At 40.5% G+C, this 19,446-nt stretch carries 16 protein-coding genes; 7 read left to right on the forward strand and 9 right to left on the reverse strand.

All coding sequences use genetic code 11. The annotated features are described in order from the left end of the window. Positions 1-79: 79 nt before the first annotated feature. Positions 80-2,236, reverse strand: coding sequence for a prolyl oligopeptidase family protein (locus tag FLM47_RS08770; RefSeq protein ID WP_178956178.1), 2,157 nt, complete (start codon positions 2,234-2,236; stop codon positions 80-82). 153 nt (positions 2,237-2,389) lie between these two features. Here FLM47_RS08770 and FLM47_RS08775 point away from each other — a divergent pair, with 153 nt between their 5' ends. Both FLM47_RS08775 and FLM47_RS08780 read left to right on the forward strand, forming a co-directional pair. Continuing rightward, a complete protein-coding gene (locus tag FLM47_RS08775) occupies positions 2,390-2,701 on the forward strand; it encodes a DUF962 domain-containing protein (RefSeq protein ID WP_178956179.1) in 312 nt (103 codons plus the stop codon). A 192-nt stretch (positions 2,702-2,893) separates the two neighbouring features. After that, complete coding sequence (locus tag FLM47_RS08780) at positions 2,894-5,449, forward strand: TonB-dependent siderophore receptor (protein WP_178956180.1); 2,556 nt, start codon at positions 2,894-2,896, stop codon at positions 5,447-5,449. A 328-nt stretch (positions 5,450-5,777) separates the two neighbouring features. On the opposite strand, the gene FLM47_RS08785 is transcribed toward FLM47_RS08780, so the two are convergent. The 3 genes from FLM47_RS08785 to FLM47_RS08795 all read right to left on the reverse strand — a co-directional run bounded on the left by FLM47_RS08785 (position 5,778) and on the right by FLM47_RS08795 (position 9,097). Beyond that, complete coding sequence (locus tag FLM47_RS08785) at positions 5,778-6,779, reverse strand: branched-chain amino acid aminotransferase (protein WP_304644689.1); 1,002 nt, start codon at positions 6,777-6,779, stop codon at positions 5,778-5,780. 225 nt (positions 6,780-7,004) lie between these two features. Then, entirely contained in the window at positions 7,005-8,057 is a 1,053-nt protein-coding gene (locus FLM47_RS08790) for an acyl-CoA desaturase (protein WP_178956181.1), read from the reverse strand. Continuing rightward, the gene (locus FLM47_RS08795; protein ID WP_178956182.1) at positions 8,054-9,097 is read right to left on the reverse strand and encodes a flavin reductase family protein; all 1,044 of its coding nucleotides are present in this window, start codon (positions 9,095-9,097) and stop codon (positions 8,054-8,056) included. The genes FLM47_RS08790 and FLM47_RS08795 overlap by 4 nt, the downstream gene beginning before the upstream one ends. Before the next feature lie 294 nt (positions 9,098-9,391). On the opposite strand from FLM47_RS08795, the gene FLM47_RS08800 reads away from it, so the two are divergent. From FLM47_RS08800 to FLM47_RS08815, 4 genes are all read left to right on the forward strand, one after another. Next, a complete protein-coding gene (locus FLM47_RS08800) occupies positions 9,392-10,552 on the forward strand; it encodes a PQQ-dependent sugar dehydrogenase (RefSeq protein WP_178956183.1) in 1,161 nt (386 codons plus the stop codon). Positions 10,553-10,645: 93 nt separating this feature from the next. Beyond that, entirely contained in the window at positions 10,646-10,825 is a 180-nt protein-coding gene (locus FLM47_RS08805) for a DUF6435 family protein (RefSeq protein WP_010390276.1), read from the forward strand. A gap of 430 nt (positions 10,826-11,255) precedes the next feature. Continuing rightward, positions 11,256-11,663: a GFA family protein gene (locus FLM47_RS08810; protein WP_178956184.1), complete on the forward strand. Its 408-nt coding sequence runs from the start codon at positions 11,256-11,258 to the stop codon at positions 11,661-11,663. Positions 11,664-11,704: 41 nt separating this feature from the next. Beyond that, a complete protein-coding gene (locus FLM47_RS08815; RefSeq protein WP_178956185.1) occupies positions 11,705-12,085 on the forward strand; it encodes a VOC family protein in 381 nt (126 codons plus the stop codon). Positions 12,086-12,148: 63 nt separating this feature from the next. Here the strand turns inward: FLM47_RS08815 and FLM47_RS08820 are convergent, their stop codons facing one another. The 4 genes from FLM47_RS08820 to FLM47_RS08835 form a co-directional block, all read right to left on the reverse strand. Continuing rightward, complete coding sequence (locus FLM47_RS08820) at positions 12,149-12,940, reverse strand: SDR family oxidoreductase (RefSeq protein WP_178956186.1); 792 nt, start codon at positions 12,938-12,940, stop codon at positions 12,149-12,151. Positions 12,941-12,965: 25 nt separating this feature from the next. Beyond that, the gene (locus FLM47_RS08825; protein ID WP_054201066.1) at positions 12,966-13,469 is read right to left on the reverse strand and encodes a DUF962 domain-containing protein; all 504 of its coding nucleotides are present in this window, start codon (positions 13,467-13,469) and stop codon (positions 12,966-12,968) included. 1,158 nt (positions 13,470-14,627) lie between these two features. Further along, the gene (locus tag FLM47_RS08830; protein WP_178956187.1) at positions 14,628-15,044 is read right to left on the reverse strand and encodes a hypothetical protein; all 417 of its coding nucleotides are present in this window, start codon (positions 15,042-15,044) and stop codon (positions 14,628-14,630) included. 101 nt (positions 15,045-15,145) lie between these two features. After that, positions 15,146-16,090, reverse strand: a complete 945-nt coding sequence (locus FLM47_RS08835) for a LysR family transcriptional regulator (protein WP_178956188.1) — start codon at positions 16,088-16,090, stop codon at positions 15,146-15,148. A 120-nt stretch (positions 16,091-16,210) separates the two neighbouring features. On the opposite strand from FLM47_RS08835, the gene FLM47_RS08840 reads away from it, so the two are divergent. Further along, positions 16,211-17,158: a sodium-dependent bicarbonate transport family permease gene (locus FLM47_RS08840; protein ID WP_178956189.1), complete on the forward strand. Its 948-nt coding sequence runs from the start codon at positions 16,211-16,213 to the stop codon at positions 17,156-17,158. Between the two features lie 90 nt (positions 17,159-17,248). On the opposite strand, the gene helD is transcribed toward FLM47_RS08840, so the two are convergent. Then, positions 17,249-19,384, reverse strand: coding sequence for a DNA helicase IV (gene helD, locus FLM47_RS08845; protein WP_178956190.1), 2,136 nt, complete (start codon positions 19,382-19,384; stop codon positions 17,249-17,251). Positions 19,385-19,446: the final 62 nt, after the last annotated feature.

Below are 19,446 nucleotides of genomic sequence, written 5' to 3' on the forward strand. Positions count from 1 at the left end.
TAATCTGAACTCAGGTTAGTCAACATAAAAAGCCGAGTCACACACGTAACTCGGCTTTTCGTTAGTTTATAAAATCACACTACAGTGATTTAATACCCATGTTGTAAAGCGTAAAACCGTACATGTCGGCATAAAGGTCAATAATTTTACTGGTTGGTGTACCTGCACCATGGCCTGCATTGGTTTCAATACGGATAAGCGTTGGGTTAGTACCTGCTTGATTCGCTTGAAGTTCAGCTGCAAATTTGAATGAATGCGACGGTACAACGCGGTCATCATGATCGCCTGTAGTGATCATAGTCGCCGGATATTCAACCCCTGCTTTTACGTTATGAATTGGCGAGTAACCTTTTAAGTAATCAAACATTTCTTTACTTTGGTCGCTAGTACCGTAATCGTATGCCCAACCAGCGCCAGCTGTAAATGTATGATAACGAAGCATATCCAATACGCCTACCGCAGGTAACGCAACTTGAAACAAGTCAGGTCGCTGAGTCATTACAGCACCCACTAATAACCCACCGTTTGAACCACCACGCAGTGCTAAGCGTTTTTTAGAGGTGTATTTTTTATCTTGTAAGTATTCAGCTGCAGCAATAAAGTCGTCAAATACGTTTTGCTTTTGCAATTGTGTACCTGCTTTATGCCACTCTTTACCGTATTCACCACCACCACGAATATTAGCAACTGCGTATACGCCGCCTTGCTCAAGCCAAGCCGCTGTTGTAGGGCTAAAGCGAGGTGTTAAGCTTATATTAAAGCCACCATAGCCATATAAAATAGTTGGGTTGCTGCCATCTAATTTAATATCACTTTTATAAGTGATAATCATCGGTACTTTAGTGCCATCTTTAGAGGTATAAAATACTTGCTCAGAGGTATAGTTATCGCTATTAAAATCTATCCCTGACTTACGGTATACTTTTGACTCACCGCTTTGCGCGTCAAAGCTGTAAGTCGTGCCTGGCGTTTTGTAGTTAGTAAACGAGTAATAGAGCGTAGTTTGCTCTTTTTTACCGCCAAAACCACTCGCTGTACCAACACCTGGTAAGCTAATTTCGCGGATCAATTCGCCTTTATTGTTGTACTGCTTCACTTTTGAAATAGCATCAACCATGTAGTTGGCAAAAAACGTATTTCCGCCAAGCGTTACATTAAGTACATTTTCAGTCTCTGGGATAAAATCTTGCCAATTTTCAGGCTCTGGATTGCTTGCATCAACCGTCACTACTTTTTTATTTGGTGCATTTAAGTTAGTAACCAAAAATAGCTTGCTGCCTTCGTTATCAATTACGCTGGTATCAGAGTCGGTATTACCCACTACGGTCACAAATTCGCTATCTGGCTTGGTTAAATCTTTAATAAATAACTTATTACCAGAGGTCGATACGCTGGCACTAATAAACAAGTAACGACCATCTTTGGTTGCTTTAGCGCCCACATAGCGGTGTTTTTGTTCTGCTGTATCGCCAAATACTAAAGTATCTTCGCCTTGATCTTGGCCTAACTTATGGTAATACACTTTATGTTGATCAGTTTTTGCAGAAAGCTCACTGCCCTCTGGCTTATCGTAGCTTGAATAGTAAAAACCGTCATTTGCTAGCCAGCTAACGCCACTAAATTTAACATCAACTAGTGCTTGTTCTACCTGCTCTTTGGTTTCAGTGTCTATAACAATGATTTTACGCCAATCACTACCACCTTCTGAAATTTGGTACGCTAACAATGAACCATCTTCTGAAAATGATAAACCCGACATTGAAGTGGTGCCATCTTCACTAAAAGTATTAGGATCTAAGAACACTTCAGCTTCACCGCCGTCTTTGCTGCGGTATAAAACGTACTGGTTTTGCAGGCCATCATTTTTATAAAAATAAGTATAATCACCTTCAGTAAACGGGGCGCTGATTTTTTCGTAGTTCATGAGTTTTTCAAGGCGCTGTTTGAGTGTGTCTCTGTAAGGCACTTGCTCTAAATACGAAAAGGTAAGCTTGTTTTGAGTTTTAACCCATTGAGCCGTTTCATCACTCATATCATCTTCTAACCAGCGATACGGATCAGCCACGGTTTCACCAAAGTAAGTGTCAACCACAGTGCCTTTTTTAGTTTCAGGGTAATCTAGTGAGTTAACTGCTTTCATAGCTGTTTTTACTTCATTTTGAGTGGTGTTTTCTGCAGGTTGTGAACAACCCGCAAGTGCGATTACAACCGCACAGGTCAGTGTTTTTTTAAGCATTGCTTTATCATTATTTTATCTATAGTGAACCTAACCTATTAACTTTTACTGCTTTTGTCTATTGAGATGCGGTAAACGTCATTTATCGCTGTTAACCTACGCTAAATTGCGCTTAAATAAACGAACGACTTTTAAGCACTCGCAGGTTGAGTAATGACAGAAACTAAATCCTTTTCTAGCTTTAAACGCTTTTACCCTTTCTATTTAAAAGAGCATCGGAATAAAACCTGTCGCAGACTGCATTTTATTGGCAGTAGTTTAGTGTTGTTACTAGTCGGCTATGCGCTTATTAGCTCGCAATTCGTATTGTTATGGTTATTACCGGTGATTGGTTATGGCTTTGCATGGGTTGGGCATTTCTTTTTTGAAAAAAACCGCCCCGCCACATTTAAGCACCCGTTTTACAGTTTATTGGGTGATTGGGTCATGTTTAAAGATATGTTGATTGGCAGAATTAAATGGTAAATGGCTACTTACGCCTCGGTATTATAAACACCTCACCTTACTTGCTGTAAATAAATTGTAGATTGAATGTAATTCAATTGACCTCGATTATAAAAATAGTCTAATTTGGCAACAGTAATTTCAATTAGTTCATTATTCTAACAAACACTATATTGAAACCACCTGAAGAGCATCGAATGAGGGAAATTAGTTATGCAAATTACACCGCTATTTACAGCAAAAAAGACCATCACTTTAAGTATCGCCGCTGCACTTGTAGGCTCATGGACGGCTAACGCTGCTGAGCAAGAGACTCAGGCGCAAGAAAACATTGAACAAATTAGTGTAATTGGCTCTCGCCGACTAGGCCGCACAGTTGAAGATAGCCCTGTTCCTATTGATATTATTAGTAATGATGCCTTAAAAAGTTCGGGGCAAACAGAAACCAATGCACTATTAAGTACGTTATTACCAAGTTTTAATTTCCCCCAACCATCAATTACCGATGGCAGCGATCATGTACGCCCCGCTCAACTGCGTGGCTTAGCCCCTGATCACACCCTAGTGCTCGTAAATGGTAAACGTCGCCACAGTAACGCGCTACTTAATTTAAACGGCTCAACGGGTCGAGGCTCGTCATCGGTTGATTTAAACGCCATACCTGCAAACGCGATTGAACGTATTGAAGTATTACGCGACGGCGCCGCAGCTCAATATGGCTCAGACGCTATTGCCGGGGTGATTAATATCGTCCTTAAAAGCAATAGCAGTGGCGGTAGTTTGGGTGCCGTATATGGTGCAAATATTACCGATATGGACGGTGTCGCGCAGTTACAATCGGTTTCTGAGGACGCAAATGGTGACTTAGCTTTTACTGAGGGCAGCGACCGCTCGCTTACCGACGGCCAAACCTTAACTCTGCAAGGTAATATGGGGTTTGAATTAGGCGATAACGGCTTTTTGAGTATTTCTAGTGAATATCGCGATCGCAGCTCTACCAACCGCTCTGATTACGACCAACGCGAAAACTACGCTCGTTTACCTGATGGCTCTCTCGACCCACGCGAATTCACATGGGATCGTTACAACCATAACTTTGGTAACGGCACTGTTGAAGACTTTGCGCTGTTTTACAACGCAGGTTATCAGCTAACTAACGATGCTGAGCTCTACTCGTTTGGCTCTTACAGCAAGCGTGAAGGCGAAGGCGGTGGTTTTTATCGTCGCGCCCAAGACAGCCGTAACGTTACAGAAATATACCCTGATGGCTTTTTGCCGGTGATCACCTCAGACATTGATGACTTTTCATTGGCTTTAGGAGTGAAAGGCTTTGCTAATGAATGGAACTACGATGCTTCTGCTGTATATGGCCAAGATGCCTTTAACTTTGGTGTTATTAATAGTTTAAACACTTCATATGGGCCAAGTAGCCAAACCAGTTTTGATGCCGGCACGCTAACTTACGATCAGCTGACTATTAATCTTGATTTTAGCCGTGAGATTGATGCTGACTTTTTAGCCAGCGGAATTAACGTGGCAGTGGGCGCTGAGTATCGCCGCGAAGGGTATGAAATTCAAGCAGGTGAAGAAGCCTCTTATGCGCGTGGTAATTTTGGCCCAGGTGGTGCCGTGACCGATCCGGTTAATGGCCCATTCGGCTCTGCAGGTTCACAAGTGTTCCCGGGGTTCACACCTGAATCTGCGGGTGATAACAGCCGCCACAATGTTAGCCTTTACGTTGACTTAGAAGCCTTTATTACAGATAACTGGAATGTTGCCGTAGCCGCCCGTTACGAAGACTACTCTGATTTTGGCGACACGCTTAATGGTAAAATTGCCACTCGCTATACACTTACAGAAGACTTAGCACTGCGTGGCTCTGTATCAACTGGGTTTAGAGCACCATCTCTACAACAGCAATACTTTACCTCGGTAGCGACTGTATTTGTGGATGGCGAACCAACACAGACAGGTACCTTTGCGCCAAGCAGCGATGTTGCCGTTGCATTGGGTTCACCGGGTTTAGACGCAGAAGAAGCTACTAACTATGGGGTAGGCTTTACGTGGTCAACCGACTTCAACTTCAGCTTATCGGTGGATTACTACCAAATATTAATTGATGACCGTATTGTGTTATCAAATAACCTATCAGGCGCAGGCGTTGCAAGCTTACTTGAGGGCACAGGCGCTAACCAAGGGCGATTTTTCTTAAACGCGATCGATAGCAAAACCCGTGGCGTTGACGTCGTCGCTTCTTATAATTTAATCACCGACAATTACGGTGATGTAGCGTTTAATTTAGGTTACAACTACGGTAAAAACCAAGTCACCGACATTATTGACCCACCAGCACAATTACAAAGTGTCGGGGTTGAGCAAGATAATTTGTTCTCGGGTAACGAGCTACGTCGTTTTGAAGTGAGCACGCCGCGCAATAAATACAACCTTAGCGCAACATGGACACTTAACGAATGGCGCACCACACTTCGCAGTACTCGTTATGGTGAAACACAAGACCCGTCTGAAAATCCAGAGCGTAACGAAGTGTTAGAACCTAAATGGATCACCGATTTAGATGTTGCCTATGCACTTAATAATAACCTTACTCTGAGCTTAGGCGCTAATAATGTGTTTGATGTATACCCAGATCCAACTCGAGAGCTGGTGAGCGATGTAACCACTTTCTCTCGCTTGTTCTCGTACTCGGGCTTTTCACCATTTGGTTTTAATGGCCGTTATGTATACGGCAAAATTGAAATGAAATTTTAAGCTGTAGCTTAAACCAAAAAGCCACACTAAATAGTGTGGCTTTTTAATAGATTAGGGTCTGTTGATCTTTCAAGGTTAAATTTGCAGCAGTCTGTTTGGTATTTAGGCAAGGCAGAGCCTATGTGGTGTGGTTATTCCCCATAAATAGGCGATAACGCAGCATCAATGCCAAACAGGCGCTGCCCGAAGGGTTCTGCCTAGGGACGATTTACTCTTTGTTGCTCGGTTTTTACTTAGCCCACTAGGTTACAAACCTCGCGCCGCGATTAAACCGCCCCTAGTTTGAACAAATTTTAATCCGCAAAGGTCAACAGACCCTAGAACCCGATTAGATTTTAGTTAACCAACCGTGTTTGTCTTCGCTCTTGCCCCATTGAATATCGTTCAATGCTTGACGTAAGCGTGCCGTTGTTGGCCCTGGTTCACCGTTACCTACTTTGTATTCTTTATCGTTATGGATAAACGTACCTACTGGAGTCAATACTGCCGCAGTGCCTGAAAGTGCTGCCTCAGTACCTGGCTTTGCTGCACGCTCTAAAAGCTCAGTGACTGTAAAATTGCGCTCGCTAACCGTCATACCTAAATCTTTAGCTATGGTTAAAATACTATTACGGGTTACACCGTGTAAAAATGTGCTGTCGAGTGCTTTAGTAATGATTTCATTGCCATCAATTAAAATAAAGTTTGCGGCACCGGTTTCTTGTACATCGCCGCCTGGGCAAAATAAAATTTGGTCGGCTTTATATTTAGTGCGTGCTGCTGAAATTGGCCCTAGTGCGCTGGCATAGTTACCACCGCTTTTAATCATACCCATGTGCGGGGCACAGCGCATACCATCTTCTTCAAGTAAAACACGTAACGCAGTTGCACCACCTGAAAAATAATCACCCACTGGCGATAATAACGTATAAAGCAATGAACTCATTGACGGTGCAGCCGCTTTACCAATGGCAGCTTCTGTACCAATGTGGGTTGGGCGAATATACATAGAACCAGGAGGAAGCGGCGTTTCATCGGCGTATTCACGAACAATATCGATGATCATTGTTTTTAGCATTTCGCCATCAACAGCAGGTAAACTCAGCAATTCAGAACTTTGCTGCATACGCGCAATATTAGCGTCCATTCTAAAAATATTAACCGAGCCATCTTCGTGACGAAAGGCTTTTAAGCCTTCAAAACATGTACTTGAATAATGAAGAACGTGTGCACCTGCATGCAACTCAAGCTTATCGCAAGGAACAATTGAGCTTTCGCCCCACTGATTGTCAGAAAACTTAGCTTGAATCATCTGCGGCATAAACACAGTACCAAATGCTGCCATTTTTATTCTCTCTTGTGTGGTCTATTTTTCTCCATTGTATGACAACCAGCTACTATTTAACCATAGCAAAACGAGCTGTTTTTAAATTAATTAGAAGAATTTTTTGCATGTACTGATGATTATTTAATCAACAAAGCACTTACCAACCTTTTAATGCAATAATCAGCTAACATTTTATAGTTAGCTGATTAATTAATGCGTACATTATGATGGCGGCTATTTTATTAGCCTCTATTTAAACGAATAACGTAATATACGCTTTAATACTGAGGTGTATTGCTGAAAAAATCCGCCAGTATTATAAGCAATCCCCTGCTTTTGTAATGCGGCTTGCACTTTAGGCGCAATTTCTTGATAACGCGACGACGGCATATCAGGAAATAAATGATGCTCTATTTGAAAGCTTAAATGCCCAGTTAAAATATGAAACCAACGCGCCCCTTTAATGTTTGACGAACCCAGCGCTTGGCGATAATACCACTGCCCTTGGCTTTCGTTTTTGCAGTCTTGCTCATAAAAGGTATGGGTTTGCTCGGTAAAATGACCACAAAAAATAATGGTTGAGGTCCATAGGTTACGAATTAAGTTTGCCAAAAAATTACCGCTTAATACCCATAAAAACAGTGGTCCCGCCAAAACTGGAAATAACACATAGTCTTTAATTAGTTGGCGCGCCCCTTTACTAAAAAAGCGCTTTTTTAAAGTGCTATGCGCTACAGCGCCTTTACGGTTTGGTTTCTTTTTACCTATAAAGACTCGCTCGCCTGCGAGCTCATGATACGACACGCCCCACTGAAACAGCACGCTTAAATTTAAATAGGTAATAAACTGCCATGTATTTTTTAGCCGCCATTTAAAGTCATTGCTCAACCTTAATAAGCCATAACCAAAGTCACGATCTTTTCCGATAATGTTAGTGTAAGTATGATGTTCAAAGTTATGAACGCGGTTCCAGCTTTGGCCATCGCAGGCTATATCCCACTCGTAGCTTTTAGAGTTAAGTTGTTTGTCGTTCATCCAATCGTATTGACCATGCATTACGTTGTGGCCAATTTCCATGTTGTCGAGAATTTTAGCCAAACCAAGTAATAAAACACCCGCTACCCACAATAATGGCTGTACAAAACCAAGCATAAATAAAATCCGTCCGCCTATTTCGCAAAACCGCTGCTTACGCACAATAGAACGAATATAGTTTGCATCCTTTTGCCCAACTGTAGCTAATGTCGACATTTTAATTTCATCTAAATCATCGGCTAACTGTTGATAATTTATAGTTGTCATAGCTGTAACTCCAAATCGCTAACGGCTTGGCTCACGCACAGTTGAATTAACTGCTCGCCAGTATCTGATAATTGATTAGTTTTTAAATTACGCACCACTCCCGACTTTTTAATGCACTGGCATTGATGGCAAATACCAATGCCGCAACCACGCTGCACAGGGAGTTTTTTTGCTTCAAACTGGTTTAATAGCACCTCATTACTAGTCACTACATGCGTGTCTTTATTTATTATTACTGAAAAATGATTGTCGTCAGTCAATTTAGGCATGGATAGAGCAAACGATTCTTGGTAATAGGTTAAATTAAGTAGACGAGTAAAATCTGCAACTTCTTGCATAAAGCCAGCAGGACCACAGCAATATATATCAGGATTATCGTCCGTATTTATATGAGTAGTTAAATATGGGCTTCGATCCCGTGTAAGCATTACGTAAGAAAAATGATTATATTGCTGTGTCAGCATTTTTAACTCATTAGTGCATTGATGCTCACCTGCTTTAGCAAAGTAAATTAATTTTATCTGATGCTCAGTATTACTTAGCTGCTGATCAAGCATTGCAAGCATAGGCGTGATTCCCGAACCACCAGCAATAAACGTGCTGGGTTTGTGCCAGCTTTTAAATACAAAGTCGCCACTTGGTAAAGAAATATTACACCATGGCTGCACCGCTAATGCATTTTGCAATTGGCTTGTAAAATGACCTTGCTGATCTGTTTTTACTAATAAACGAAGTAAACCTGTCGCCTTAAATTGTGCGGGGCTGCATGCCAAAGTAAACACTCGAGTAAGCAAACGTCCATTAGCTTCCACCGTTAAGCTAATGTGTTGACCAGCAATATGTATAGGCCACTTTTTACTTGGTTTAAGTGAAATACTTAAAAATTGCCCGCTTAGCGCTTGAACATCAACAACCTTGGCTCGAAAAAGGTCAGCGCGCCACCCAGGTTTAAACACTTGCATTATCGGCTCAATATAAGCTGCAAAGCTTTGATGGTGTAAAAACCATTTTGAAAATTGATCTAATACCGGAGTTAACATGGTTATAAATTCTCTATTTAAATCGACTACCCATTAGTTTCTGCTGGGCTTTATATTTGAGCATACACGTGTAAGCCCAAACTTCAGCGCACAAGTGTACGCTCGAATTTTTAAATTTCAACCCCATTAGAGTAATTATTCAATTTTTCTAGAGCGATATTTAAAGGTTAACAACGCTCAAGTACCCAATGGACAACGATTAAATTGCGTGCACTTGTACTTATCCCAAATACTTAACACCATGATAAATAGCGTGCTAAGGTAGTTAAAATTTAGTTAATTTTGGAAGCCATTATGAACAAAGTAACAACGCGTAAAAAATTTTCTACACTTGCCAAAATCAGTTGTGCATTTGCACTTTCGGGGCTCACCAGCCTCAGTACTTATGCAGTTGATTTTAAAGAATTGGATAAATTAGCGCTTAATGTAAAACCGGTAACTGTTGCCCAAGGAATTTCAATTCCGTGGGCTATTGAGGCTCTGCCAAACGGTGACTTATTAATAACCGAGCGCAGCGGTATCCTTTATTTACTTCGTAATAACTCCACCAGCTTAACTAAAATCACTGGGCTACCAAAAATAGATGCCAACGGCCAAGGCGGGCTTCTTGATTTAGAGCTACACCCTGATTTTGCTAATAATCAATGGCTATATATTACTTATTCAAGCAGTGAAGGCGATGGCGCAGGTAGTAACACCGCACTTATGCGTGCAAAGCTAAGTAACGATCACAGCCAACTACTTGAGTCACAACAATTATACAAAGGTGAGCATAACTCTAAAAAAGGTCAGCATTACGGCAGCCGTATTGTGTTTGATAACCAAAACTATGTGTATTTTTCGATTGGCGACCGCGGCTCGCGAGATATTAATCCACAAGATTTAGGCCGTGATGGCGGTAAAATTTATCGTTTACACGACGATGGTAAAATTCCATCCGACAACCCCTTCGTAAACCAAAAAGGTGCAAAACCAGCGGTTTGGTCTTATGGGCATCGTAACCCACAAGGTATGTGGTTCGATGGTGACAATAGTGTATTTTGGGCACACGAACACGGCCCCCGTGGTGGCGATGAGCTTAATATGATTAAACCTAAAACTAACTACGGCTGGCCCGTGGTGAGTTACGGTATTAACTACAGCGGCACCTCGTTTACCGATTTAACAGAAAAACCGGGCATGCAAGCGCCCATATTACAGTGGACACCGTCTATCGCTCCTTCAGACATGTTGCTAGTAAAAGGTGATAAATACCCTGAACTTAAAGGTAAATTTTTACTCGCTTCAATGAAATACGCCTTTGTTAGCGTATTAGAAATAGTAGATGGCAAGGTCGTTAAACAAAGTAAATTACTTGAAGGTATTGGCCGTATTCGCAGCCTAGCCCAAGGTGATGATGGTACTATTTACCTTGGATTAGATGGCCAGGGCATTGTGCGACTAGGTCCTAAGTAGTCATTTAATACATCTAATTACAGTAACAGCAAACTTTTTGCAGCTTAACTGCGTACTGTTACTGTAATTAGCTAATAAACAACGAGGGTGTTGATGTTTTCATTTTTAAAGCCAGATCCAATCAAAAAATTGCGTAAAGAGTACGATGCAAAATTAGAGCAAGGCATGCAAGCACAAAGAAAAGGCGATATTAAAAGCTATGCGATGTTAACTGACGAGGCTGAAAAAATCTGGAATGAAATAGAAGCACTCGAAGCAAAAAAAGCCAAGTAAACATATAGCCTACCAATTCAAACCAATCCCGCGTTAAAAACGCGGGGTTTTAATACTTACAAACATCCTTTTTTAAATTCACTTAAGCCCAACCAGATAATTCCCCAACTTAACCTCCATCGTAACCAGCTTTTAATTGAGCACAGCTCATTATACTCATAGCATTATTGCCTTCTCTTACTTATGCTCATAACCTACCTAAAAACTCGCATAAACAATTATTTACATTAACGTTAATTAGTGGAATTATTAATCTAGTCCAAAAGAGTTGATGCATTGTTTGAAGTAGCAGAATATCAAAGCGCTGATGATTTTGTGAGTGCGAGGAAAGCATTTTTAGTAAAGTGTGTAATTAAGCCATAAAGCATCAAAAATTTACTGGAAAAAATGCAATATAATGAAAAAATTATAATTAAATCAAGGAATACAGATGTACACAGGTAGTTGTTTATGCGGCTCAATCAACTTTTCAATTAATGGTAAAGTTACTGATATTATTCATTGTCATTGTTCGCTTTGTCGTAAGGCCAGTGGCAGTGCTTTTGCTACTAATGGATTTATTAATGTCAGCGATCTGACATTAACTGACTACAACGGCACACTTACTTTTTACCAAAGTAGTGAAGGTAAACGTAAGTACTTTTGTAAAACCTGCGGTGCTCCAATTTATAGTGCTAACGCTCAATCTCCTCAAAGATATCGCCTTCGATTAGGCGCGTTGACCTGCGATATAACAGAGCGACCCATATCGCATAATTTCATCACCTCAAAAGCTAATTGGGAAGACTTAGATGCTCAGCTTCCTCGTTATGAGGGACATGAGCCAGGGCGAGAGTAAATCCATATAAATTTATCTATTTTTTTGAAGTGGGAGTTTGAATGAATCTGAATCAAGTAACTTTGCCAGTCAAAGATATGAATGAAGCGGTGAGTTTTTATCGCACACTTGGCTTTACCCAAATCGTTGATACACCTCATTATGCACGTTTTAGTTGCCCTGAAGGTGATTCTACATTTTCATTGTCTTTAGAAAGTGAATTTTTTGAAAATCATTCTGTAATTTATTTTGAGAACGATGACCTTGAACAATTGTGCCAGCAGTTAATCAAAAAAGGGATCGTATTCGAACAGCAACCCACAGAGCAAAGATATCTATGGAAGGAAGCGGTTTTAAAAGACCCTTCAGGAAATAAAATTAAGCTCTACAAAGCTGGAGAAAATCGATTAAACCCACCTTGGAAGGTACAAAAACAGCCATAAAGCTGAACACGAACCAGCATTGCGCTAAACAGCTAAATGCTGGCGTTTAAGTACTGTACTTAGTTATTTATATTCCACCTTAGCGGTTAAGCGATTAAATAATCCTGGGAAAAACCGTTTTATAAACGGTGCCCAACCACTTAACCCTTGGCCTATTACAACTTCGTCTTTTTTATTGTAGATTGCGGTGAGCATTTTTGATGCGGCTACATTTACGTTCATACCATTTTCTATTGAAGGCTCAGATTTGTTTTGCGCTTCCCCTTGCTCGTTTAATGAGTTATGGGCAATCGCCGTTTTAATTGAGCCAGGGCAAATAGTTAAACAATGTATATTGTGCTCTGCCACTTCGGCGCGTAAGCAATCCATAAAGCCTACTACAGCGTATTTACTGCCTGAATATCCGGTTCTGAACTTAGATCCTACTTTGCCTGCCACGCTACTAATAGCCACTACTGAACCGCTTTTACGTGCCACCATTGAAGGTAGTACCGCTTTAGTGAGTGCAATTAAGCCAAAGTAATTTACTTCCATAAGTTGCCGGTACACTTTAAAGTCGTTTTCTAAAAATAAGCTACGTTGTGATACACCGCCGTTATTAATTAAAATATCAATGGGGCCTAAGCTATCTATTTGCGCCGATACATCCTGCAGTAGGGTTTCGGGCTTTGATAAATCAAGCGGGATAACGCGGTGCCCCTCGCCTTTTAACTCGCCTTTTACTTGGTTGAGTTTATCGATATTTCGCGCTGATAAAATAACCTTTGCACCTTGCTCTGCAAATTGTTTTGCAAGTTCTTCACCAATACCTGATGATGCGCCGGTGATCCAGACTGTTTTATTATTATAATCCATGGTTTACCTTATATTCTTTGACTGGTTATGCTTTAGTTGGACCCGCTATTTCATTCACTTGCTGTTCTAAGTTTTTGTAAAAGCCCATTAAAAATAGTAGCTCAACAGTGACATACAAAGGGCCAATAATTAAGCCTACTAAATCATCAACAAAAGCGGGCTTTTTACCTTCAAAATAATGACCAATAAACTGTAATATCCAGCCAAACACGAATACCCCAACTCCAATTACCAACCAAGGTATTAATGCCATTGCGGCAATTGGCTGGGCAGCTACCAGTAACAAAGTGAAAATAATTCCCATGATCAAACCAAGCGAAAAGCTCAACATAAAATAGTAAACCACAGAGGCTAATACAAAAATTTGCGCGCCATCAATGCTAAAATTAGCAATAGGAATTTCAATTCGGGCGAGTAAGCATAAAGCGGCAAACACAATGAGTGGAATACCAAAAAAATGGGTTAATACATTTCGTTTAGAGCGATGGTACAAACCATACTGGCCGAGCTGTTGTTCAAGGGTTTTCATGACGGCGTTCCTATTGTTATTTTTATAAGCAAAGTTCACCTTATAAAAAATGACACATAATAACAACTGATAACGATAGTTAATCTGTAAAAATGGTGAGCAGCACCTTATGCGTTATAGCTATAAATTAGGTAAGGTCATCGTTAATAATTAACATGATCAGCACCAGGAGGTTTACATGCTTTAAAAAACACGCGCCGTTGGCCTATTACTCGCTTTAGCTGAGATAATTAATGGCAATATTAGAGTAAGGATTTTACATCGATTTTACGCTCTAAAACGCGCTAAAACACTCAGCTTACTTTTGGGCACTGCGATTATTTATGCCATTACTTGGCTGACCTTGCCATGGGTTAACCCTATTTCGTACTTAGATTGTTTAAATGTGGGTTTTGTTTGGCTAACAATAATGCTTAGTTTAGATATTGTTGTGGGCAGATATTTATTTAAGTATAAGTTGCACAAAATACTTGATGATTTTAACCTTTTTAGAGGTAACTTACTGAGTATGGGCATGCTATTACTTTTTATAAGCCCCTGTTTGGTTTTTTGGTTACAGATGAAAGTTATGGTTTAGAGCACTCCTCTAATAGCGAAGCGTCTCTTCGCCCTCTTTGTGCATAATTGACTAAACCCTATTTGAACACAGTGAAGCGAATGAGGAGTAAATGAGAAGCCATAAAAAGTTATCGTGTAGTACACTCCTCTAAAAGCGCAGCGCCTCTTTGCCCTCTTTGTGCATAATTCACTAAACCCTATTTGAACACAGAGAAGCGAATGAGGAGTAAATGAGAAGCCATAAAAAGTTATCGTGTAGTACACTCCTCTAAAAGCGCAGCGCCTCTTTGCCCTCTTTGTGCATAATTCACTAAACCCTATTTGAACACAGAGAAGCGAATGAGGAGTAAATGAGAAGCCATAAAAAGTTATCGTGTAGTACACTCCTCTAAAAGCGCAGCGCCTCTTTGCCCTCTTTGTGCATAATTCATTAAACCCTATTTGAACACAGAGAAGCGAATGAGGAGTAAATGAGAAGCCATATAAGTTTTGGTTTAATTTACTTCTCTAAAAGCGTAGCGCCTCTTCACCCTCTTTGTGCGTTAATCACTTAAAACCTGCTTAAAGACAGGAGTCAATAACCTTTCAACATGCCGTTATCTAAGCTAATGCGGTTACTAGCTTGCCTTTTTCATGTGTTGGTTGCATTGCCATTCGCTCCGTGCCTTTTTCGAATTCTTGCTCTAACATTTTTTGTAATTCAGCAATCTGCTCTTTTATGGCATCTACATCAACCCCTTCCTCTCCTAGTTCTTCTGCCAAGGCTTCTATTGCTGCTTTTAACTCAGCTATAGTTTCTTTATCGACACCTAAACGTTGATAAATTAATGCCTCTTGGGCATTTTCTAAAAAGCTTTTGTCTTCTGGTTTAGCGATAAAATTAGGGGTTGCTTGGTTTTCAGCGGTACTGGTTGTTGCCGCAGCGGCAGATGTTGGCAGAGCGTCACTCGTTTTTGCCACTTTGTTAACGAGATTATTGTAACTACTATATTGATTTTTAAAGGTTATTGAAGTCATTGGCTCAAATCCATTTTTGCTTTAATCGTTATATTCTTTAGCTGAAATAACTTAAGCAACTTTGATACCAGTTAATATTTGATTGTCTCTAAGGCTTATTTTTATTTCAAATTAAGCCCGCTTAACTCATTTCGCACCCACTTCTCATCTAAATACAGCTCTAAGTGTTGCTCAGCAAACTTTAAAAAGCTGCGTGCAGCGTGTGATATATGTCGGTCTGTACGCACCACAAAATACCAATGGCTAGCTAAAGTGGTGTCGGTAACATTAAGCACTTTAAAACTATTATCACCTTTAGGCAGCACATGCTGAGAAAGCACCGCAATCCCCATACCTGAAGCTACCGCCACTCTAATGGCTTCATTACTGGCCATTTGCACACTGTCACTTAATACCAACCCTCTACTTTGCAGCTCGCTTTCAAATAACATGCGAGTGGCGGAGCCTGTTTCACGCAATAAAAAACGATACGGAACTAAATCAGCCAGTTTAAGTGCGGTTTTATCGGCTAATGGATGATTTAGTGGCACTATAAACACTAAAGGGTTATGTAGAAACCTAGCAGCCTGGGCATGCTCTAAAGATGGCGGGTGACTAAATACATAAATATCGTCTTCTCCGCGTTCAAAGCGTGCTAAAACGGCTGAACGATTACCTATTTCAAGTGGTAGCTCTACATGCGGATGTTCATTACTGTATGGGCCTAACAATTTAGGTAAAATATATTGGGCAGTATTAACCATAGCAATTTTACATCGTCCACGTTCACCCCCTTTTAGCTCCGCTAAGTAATCTTGGTAATCTTCAAAATGACCAAAAACCTGTTGGCAAGTCCTAAATAAGGCCATACCAGCTTCGGTTATTTGCAACTTTTGTTGCTGCATAATTATTAACGGTTCATCTACCGCTTCTTGTAAGCGTTTAATTTGTAAAGAAACCGTAGGCTGAGTCAAATGAAGCCTCCGTGCGGTTTCGCTTATAGAGCCGGTTTTTACTACACTCATAAATACTTCAAGAAGTCGGAAGGAAAGTTGTCTTATATTCATACACACCTCATAGGTTTTTATCTATAGGATGTTAGCATTCATTTTATTATTTACTATATAAAGATTTGCCTATAATAGCGCCGCTTAACAAATTAAATTAGTAATAAAGAGGAGAACAGCGTGCCTGATATTGTAGTAATGTTTTTTATTTTAGGATTAGCAGCGGGTATCCTTCGCTCTGATTTAGCTATCCCCAAAGCGACGTATGACACTCTCAGCTTACTACTCATGCTTACCATAGGTCTAAAAGGTGGCATGGTTCTGCATGGCAATTTAAGTTGGCAATTACTCCCAGAAATGGCCTCGGTTATGTTACTTGGTGGGCTTATTCCACTCACTTTATACCCTATTTTAAAACACGTTGTTAAGCTAAGCGTAGCGAATAGCGCCAGCATTGCTGCCCACTATGGTTCGGTTAGTGCTGGTACATTTGCGGTAGCATTAGCGTATGCCGAATCGGCTAAATTAGAAGTGGGCGCAGAAGTTACCTTGTACCTAGTTATGCTTGAGTTACCAGCAATTATTGTAGGTTTACTGTTGTATCGTAAGCTCGACAAAGCACACAGCGAAAACACCAACTTATCGTTAAAAGCACTGTGGCACGAAACGCTTACCAATAAGAGTGTGATTTTGCTCGTTGGCGGTGTAATTATCGGTATGATGTATGGCACCCAACAGGGTAGCCAAGTTACGAGTTTACTTACCAGTAGCTTTAAAGTAGTGCTGGCGCTATTTTTACTCGAAATGGGCTTGGTTGCTGCACAAACGCTTCGCCCTTTTCCTTGGCAGCAATGGAAACTGGCTTCCTTCGCCATTATTACGCCGTTATTTTTAGGCACCATTGGCGTTATGGTTGGCACCTTGCTAAATTTAGAATTAGGTTCAGTGGTTATTCTGGGGAGCTTAGTGGCGAGTGCTTCTTACATTGCCGCACCTGCTGCTATAAAAGCCGCTATTCCCAAAGCGGACATTGGTCTTGCCATGCTTAGCTCGTTAGGTGTCACCTTTCCATTTAATGTTATTGTTGGGATTGGTTTGTATCATCAACTTGCCGTTGCCATAAGTTAAATATAACGTATTAAAAAAGCCCAAAGTGGGCTTCTTTAATACGTATGAACCACATAATTGGGCACTCTGACGCTTACTTGAGCAACAGTATCAAGCAGTTTTTGTAACACCTTTAAAGACCGCTTTATTTTTTAACTCAAATACTTCGATTTTATGCTCGTTTATAAGTTCATCAACAAAGCAGCTGGGGTTGTTATCATCAGTTATTATGTAGACCTTATGTTTAGCGCGAGTAAGCGCTACATAAAATAAGCGACGCTCTTCACTATGTGCGAAATTATCTTTTGCGGGTAATAATACCTCTAAAATTTGAGGCATTGGCTTAGTGCTCGGGAATCCAAACGCTCCGCCATTCATTGCTAATATAATGACATAATCGGCTTCTTTGCCTTTTGAGCCATGAAACGTATCACACTCAATATGCAATGCTGAAAACTCTTGCTGTAAAGCACTTATATCGGCTTGTGAAGGTAACTGAAATCGAAACCGTGCAAGTAAATACACAGTAACAGGCTTGCCTGAATGACCCTTAATCCCCTGTAGTAAATACTTAATTGCGCCATTATTTAGCTCCGCTATTTTGGTGTTTTTAGCTGAGCCACTTTTCAATGTTTTTAGCACGCTAACGGCGGGCTTAGTTACCTTTGCAACTGAGTGAATGTCTTTAGCTAACTGCGCTGGGTTTTTCATAATAAAACCTGCGGCAACCTCGCCAATTTTATTATTAAAGCGAAAGGTCCTATCTAATAGAGTTTGTGTTGTAAAACCAAAATGTGCGGCAAACTCGGTAGTAAGTCGCATATCTGCACCACTAAAACGGTAAATAGCTTGCCAATCGTCCCCTACTGCAAACAGTGAACTATTAGACTTACTATCGCGCAGTGCTTTTACAAGTGTAGCTCGCAGCGGTGATATATCTTGAAATTCATCTACCATGATATAACGCCAAGGCGATGTAAACTTTTTAGTGTTTACATAATCGAGGGCTTTAATAATCATATCGTCGAAGTCTATTTCGCCCTGCGTGCGTAAATAATGGTTATAGTTGGCTAACAACGGCTTTAATAATTTCCAGGCTTGCTGTATCTGTTTTGAATCGCTCTCAAGTGTTATATTTGCGGTTTTATACACGCTGATTAATTGGCTAAACACAGTCGCTAATTTAGTTAAATGACCGCTAGTTTTTATTTCTTTTAAAAGCGCAATATGATTAGGCTTTGCAGCACTAAATTTAAATTCGCCTTTAACGTCATTAAGAGTGTTATTTATATAATTTACCAGTGCTTTAGCATATTGTGGTTTAGCATTGGCAAGCGATTCAAAACATCCTTCAACCCATTTTATTTTAGCTTTTTCGTTTTCAGCAAGTTTAGATATTTTAGGTCGCTTGCCCTCAACCTCGCTAATAATAGTCAAGCCGACGCTGTGAAACGTGGCCGCTTTAATGGACTCAGTGCCCAGCTTTTGTTTAATTCGTTCATCCATTTCGCAAGCAGCTTGCTTACCATAGGCGAGTAATAAAATATCGTTGTAATTAGCTTGTTCACTGTTAACCAAGTAGCCCGCTCTGGCCACCAACACACTGGTTTTTCCTGTTCCTGCCCCTGCTAGCACTAAGTTATTGTCGTCATCTATTATACAAGCTCGGCGTTGTTGCTCTGTGAGTGGATTTGCTTCAACACAATTAAAAAAATCGTTATAGCGCTCTAATTGAGACTGGGTATATTTATGCTGAAAAAAACGAGTGAGTGCATCACTCCACTGGCTGTATTGTTCAAGCAATTTTATTTGTGTGCTTACTGGTGTTAAAACATCGCTGCTTTTTATCCAAGGTAGCCAACGTTTACATTGCTCATCTACCTGTTTTTTTATATCAGTCACATATGATTGGCGCAAAAACTGAGTGTGAGCAAAGTGGTTTATTTTACTTAACATCTCGTTGAGCACTGCAATATTGCTTTTAACCCATAGCATATCGGTATGCGCTTTAAATGCCCTATTGCTGCCATAGGCTCTCATCCAAATACGATAATGCTTAGAGTCTGTATTAAAGCGCAGTGTTTGCCCAAGCACACCATACTCATAGCTAATGGGCGACGTTAAATCACACCAACTCAATGAGGTTATTTGTGTTTTATTGCTGATCACTAAACCTTGTTGGTTTATATCGACAAAGCGATGCGGGGTAAAGATACGGCCAAATATACTAGGCTGAATTGAATTCATTAACAGCAGAATTCCTTTATAAAAATGAACCAATTAGCCGTATTTTAAGCGAATATGCCGTA

Source organism: Pseudoalteromonas sp. Scap06, assembly GCF_013394165.1.
GTDB lineage: Bacteria > Pseudomonadota > Gammaproteobacteria > Enterobacterales > Alteromonadaceae > Pseudoalteromonas.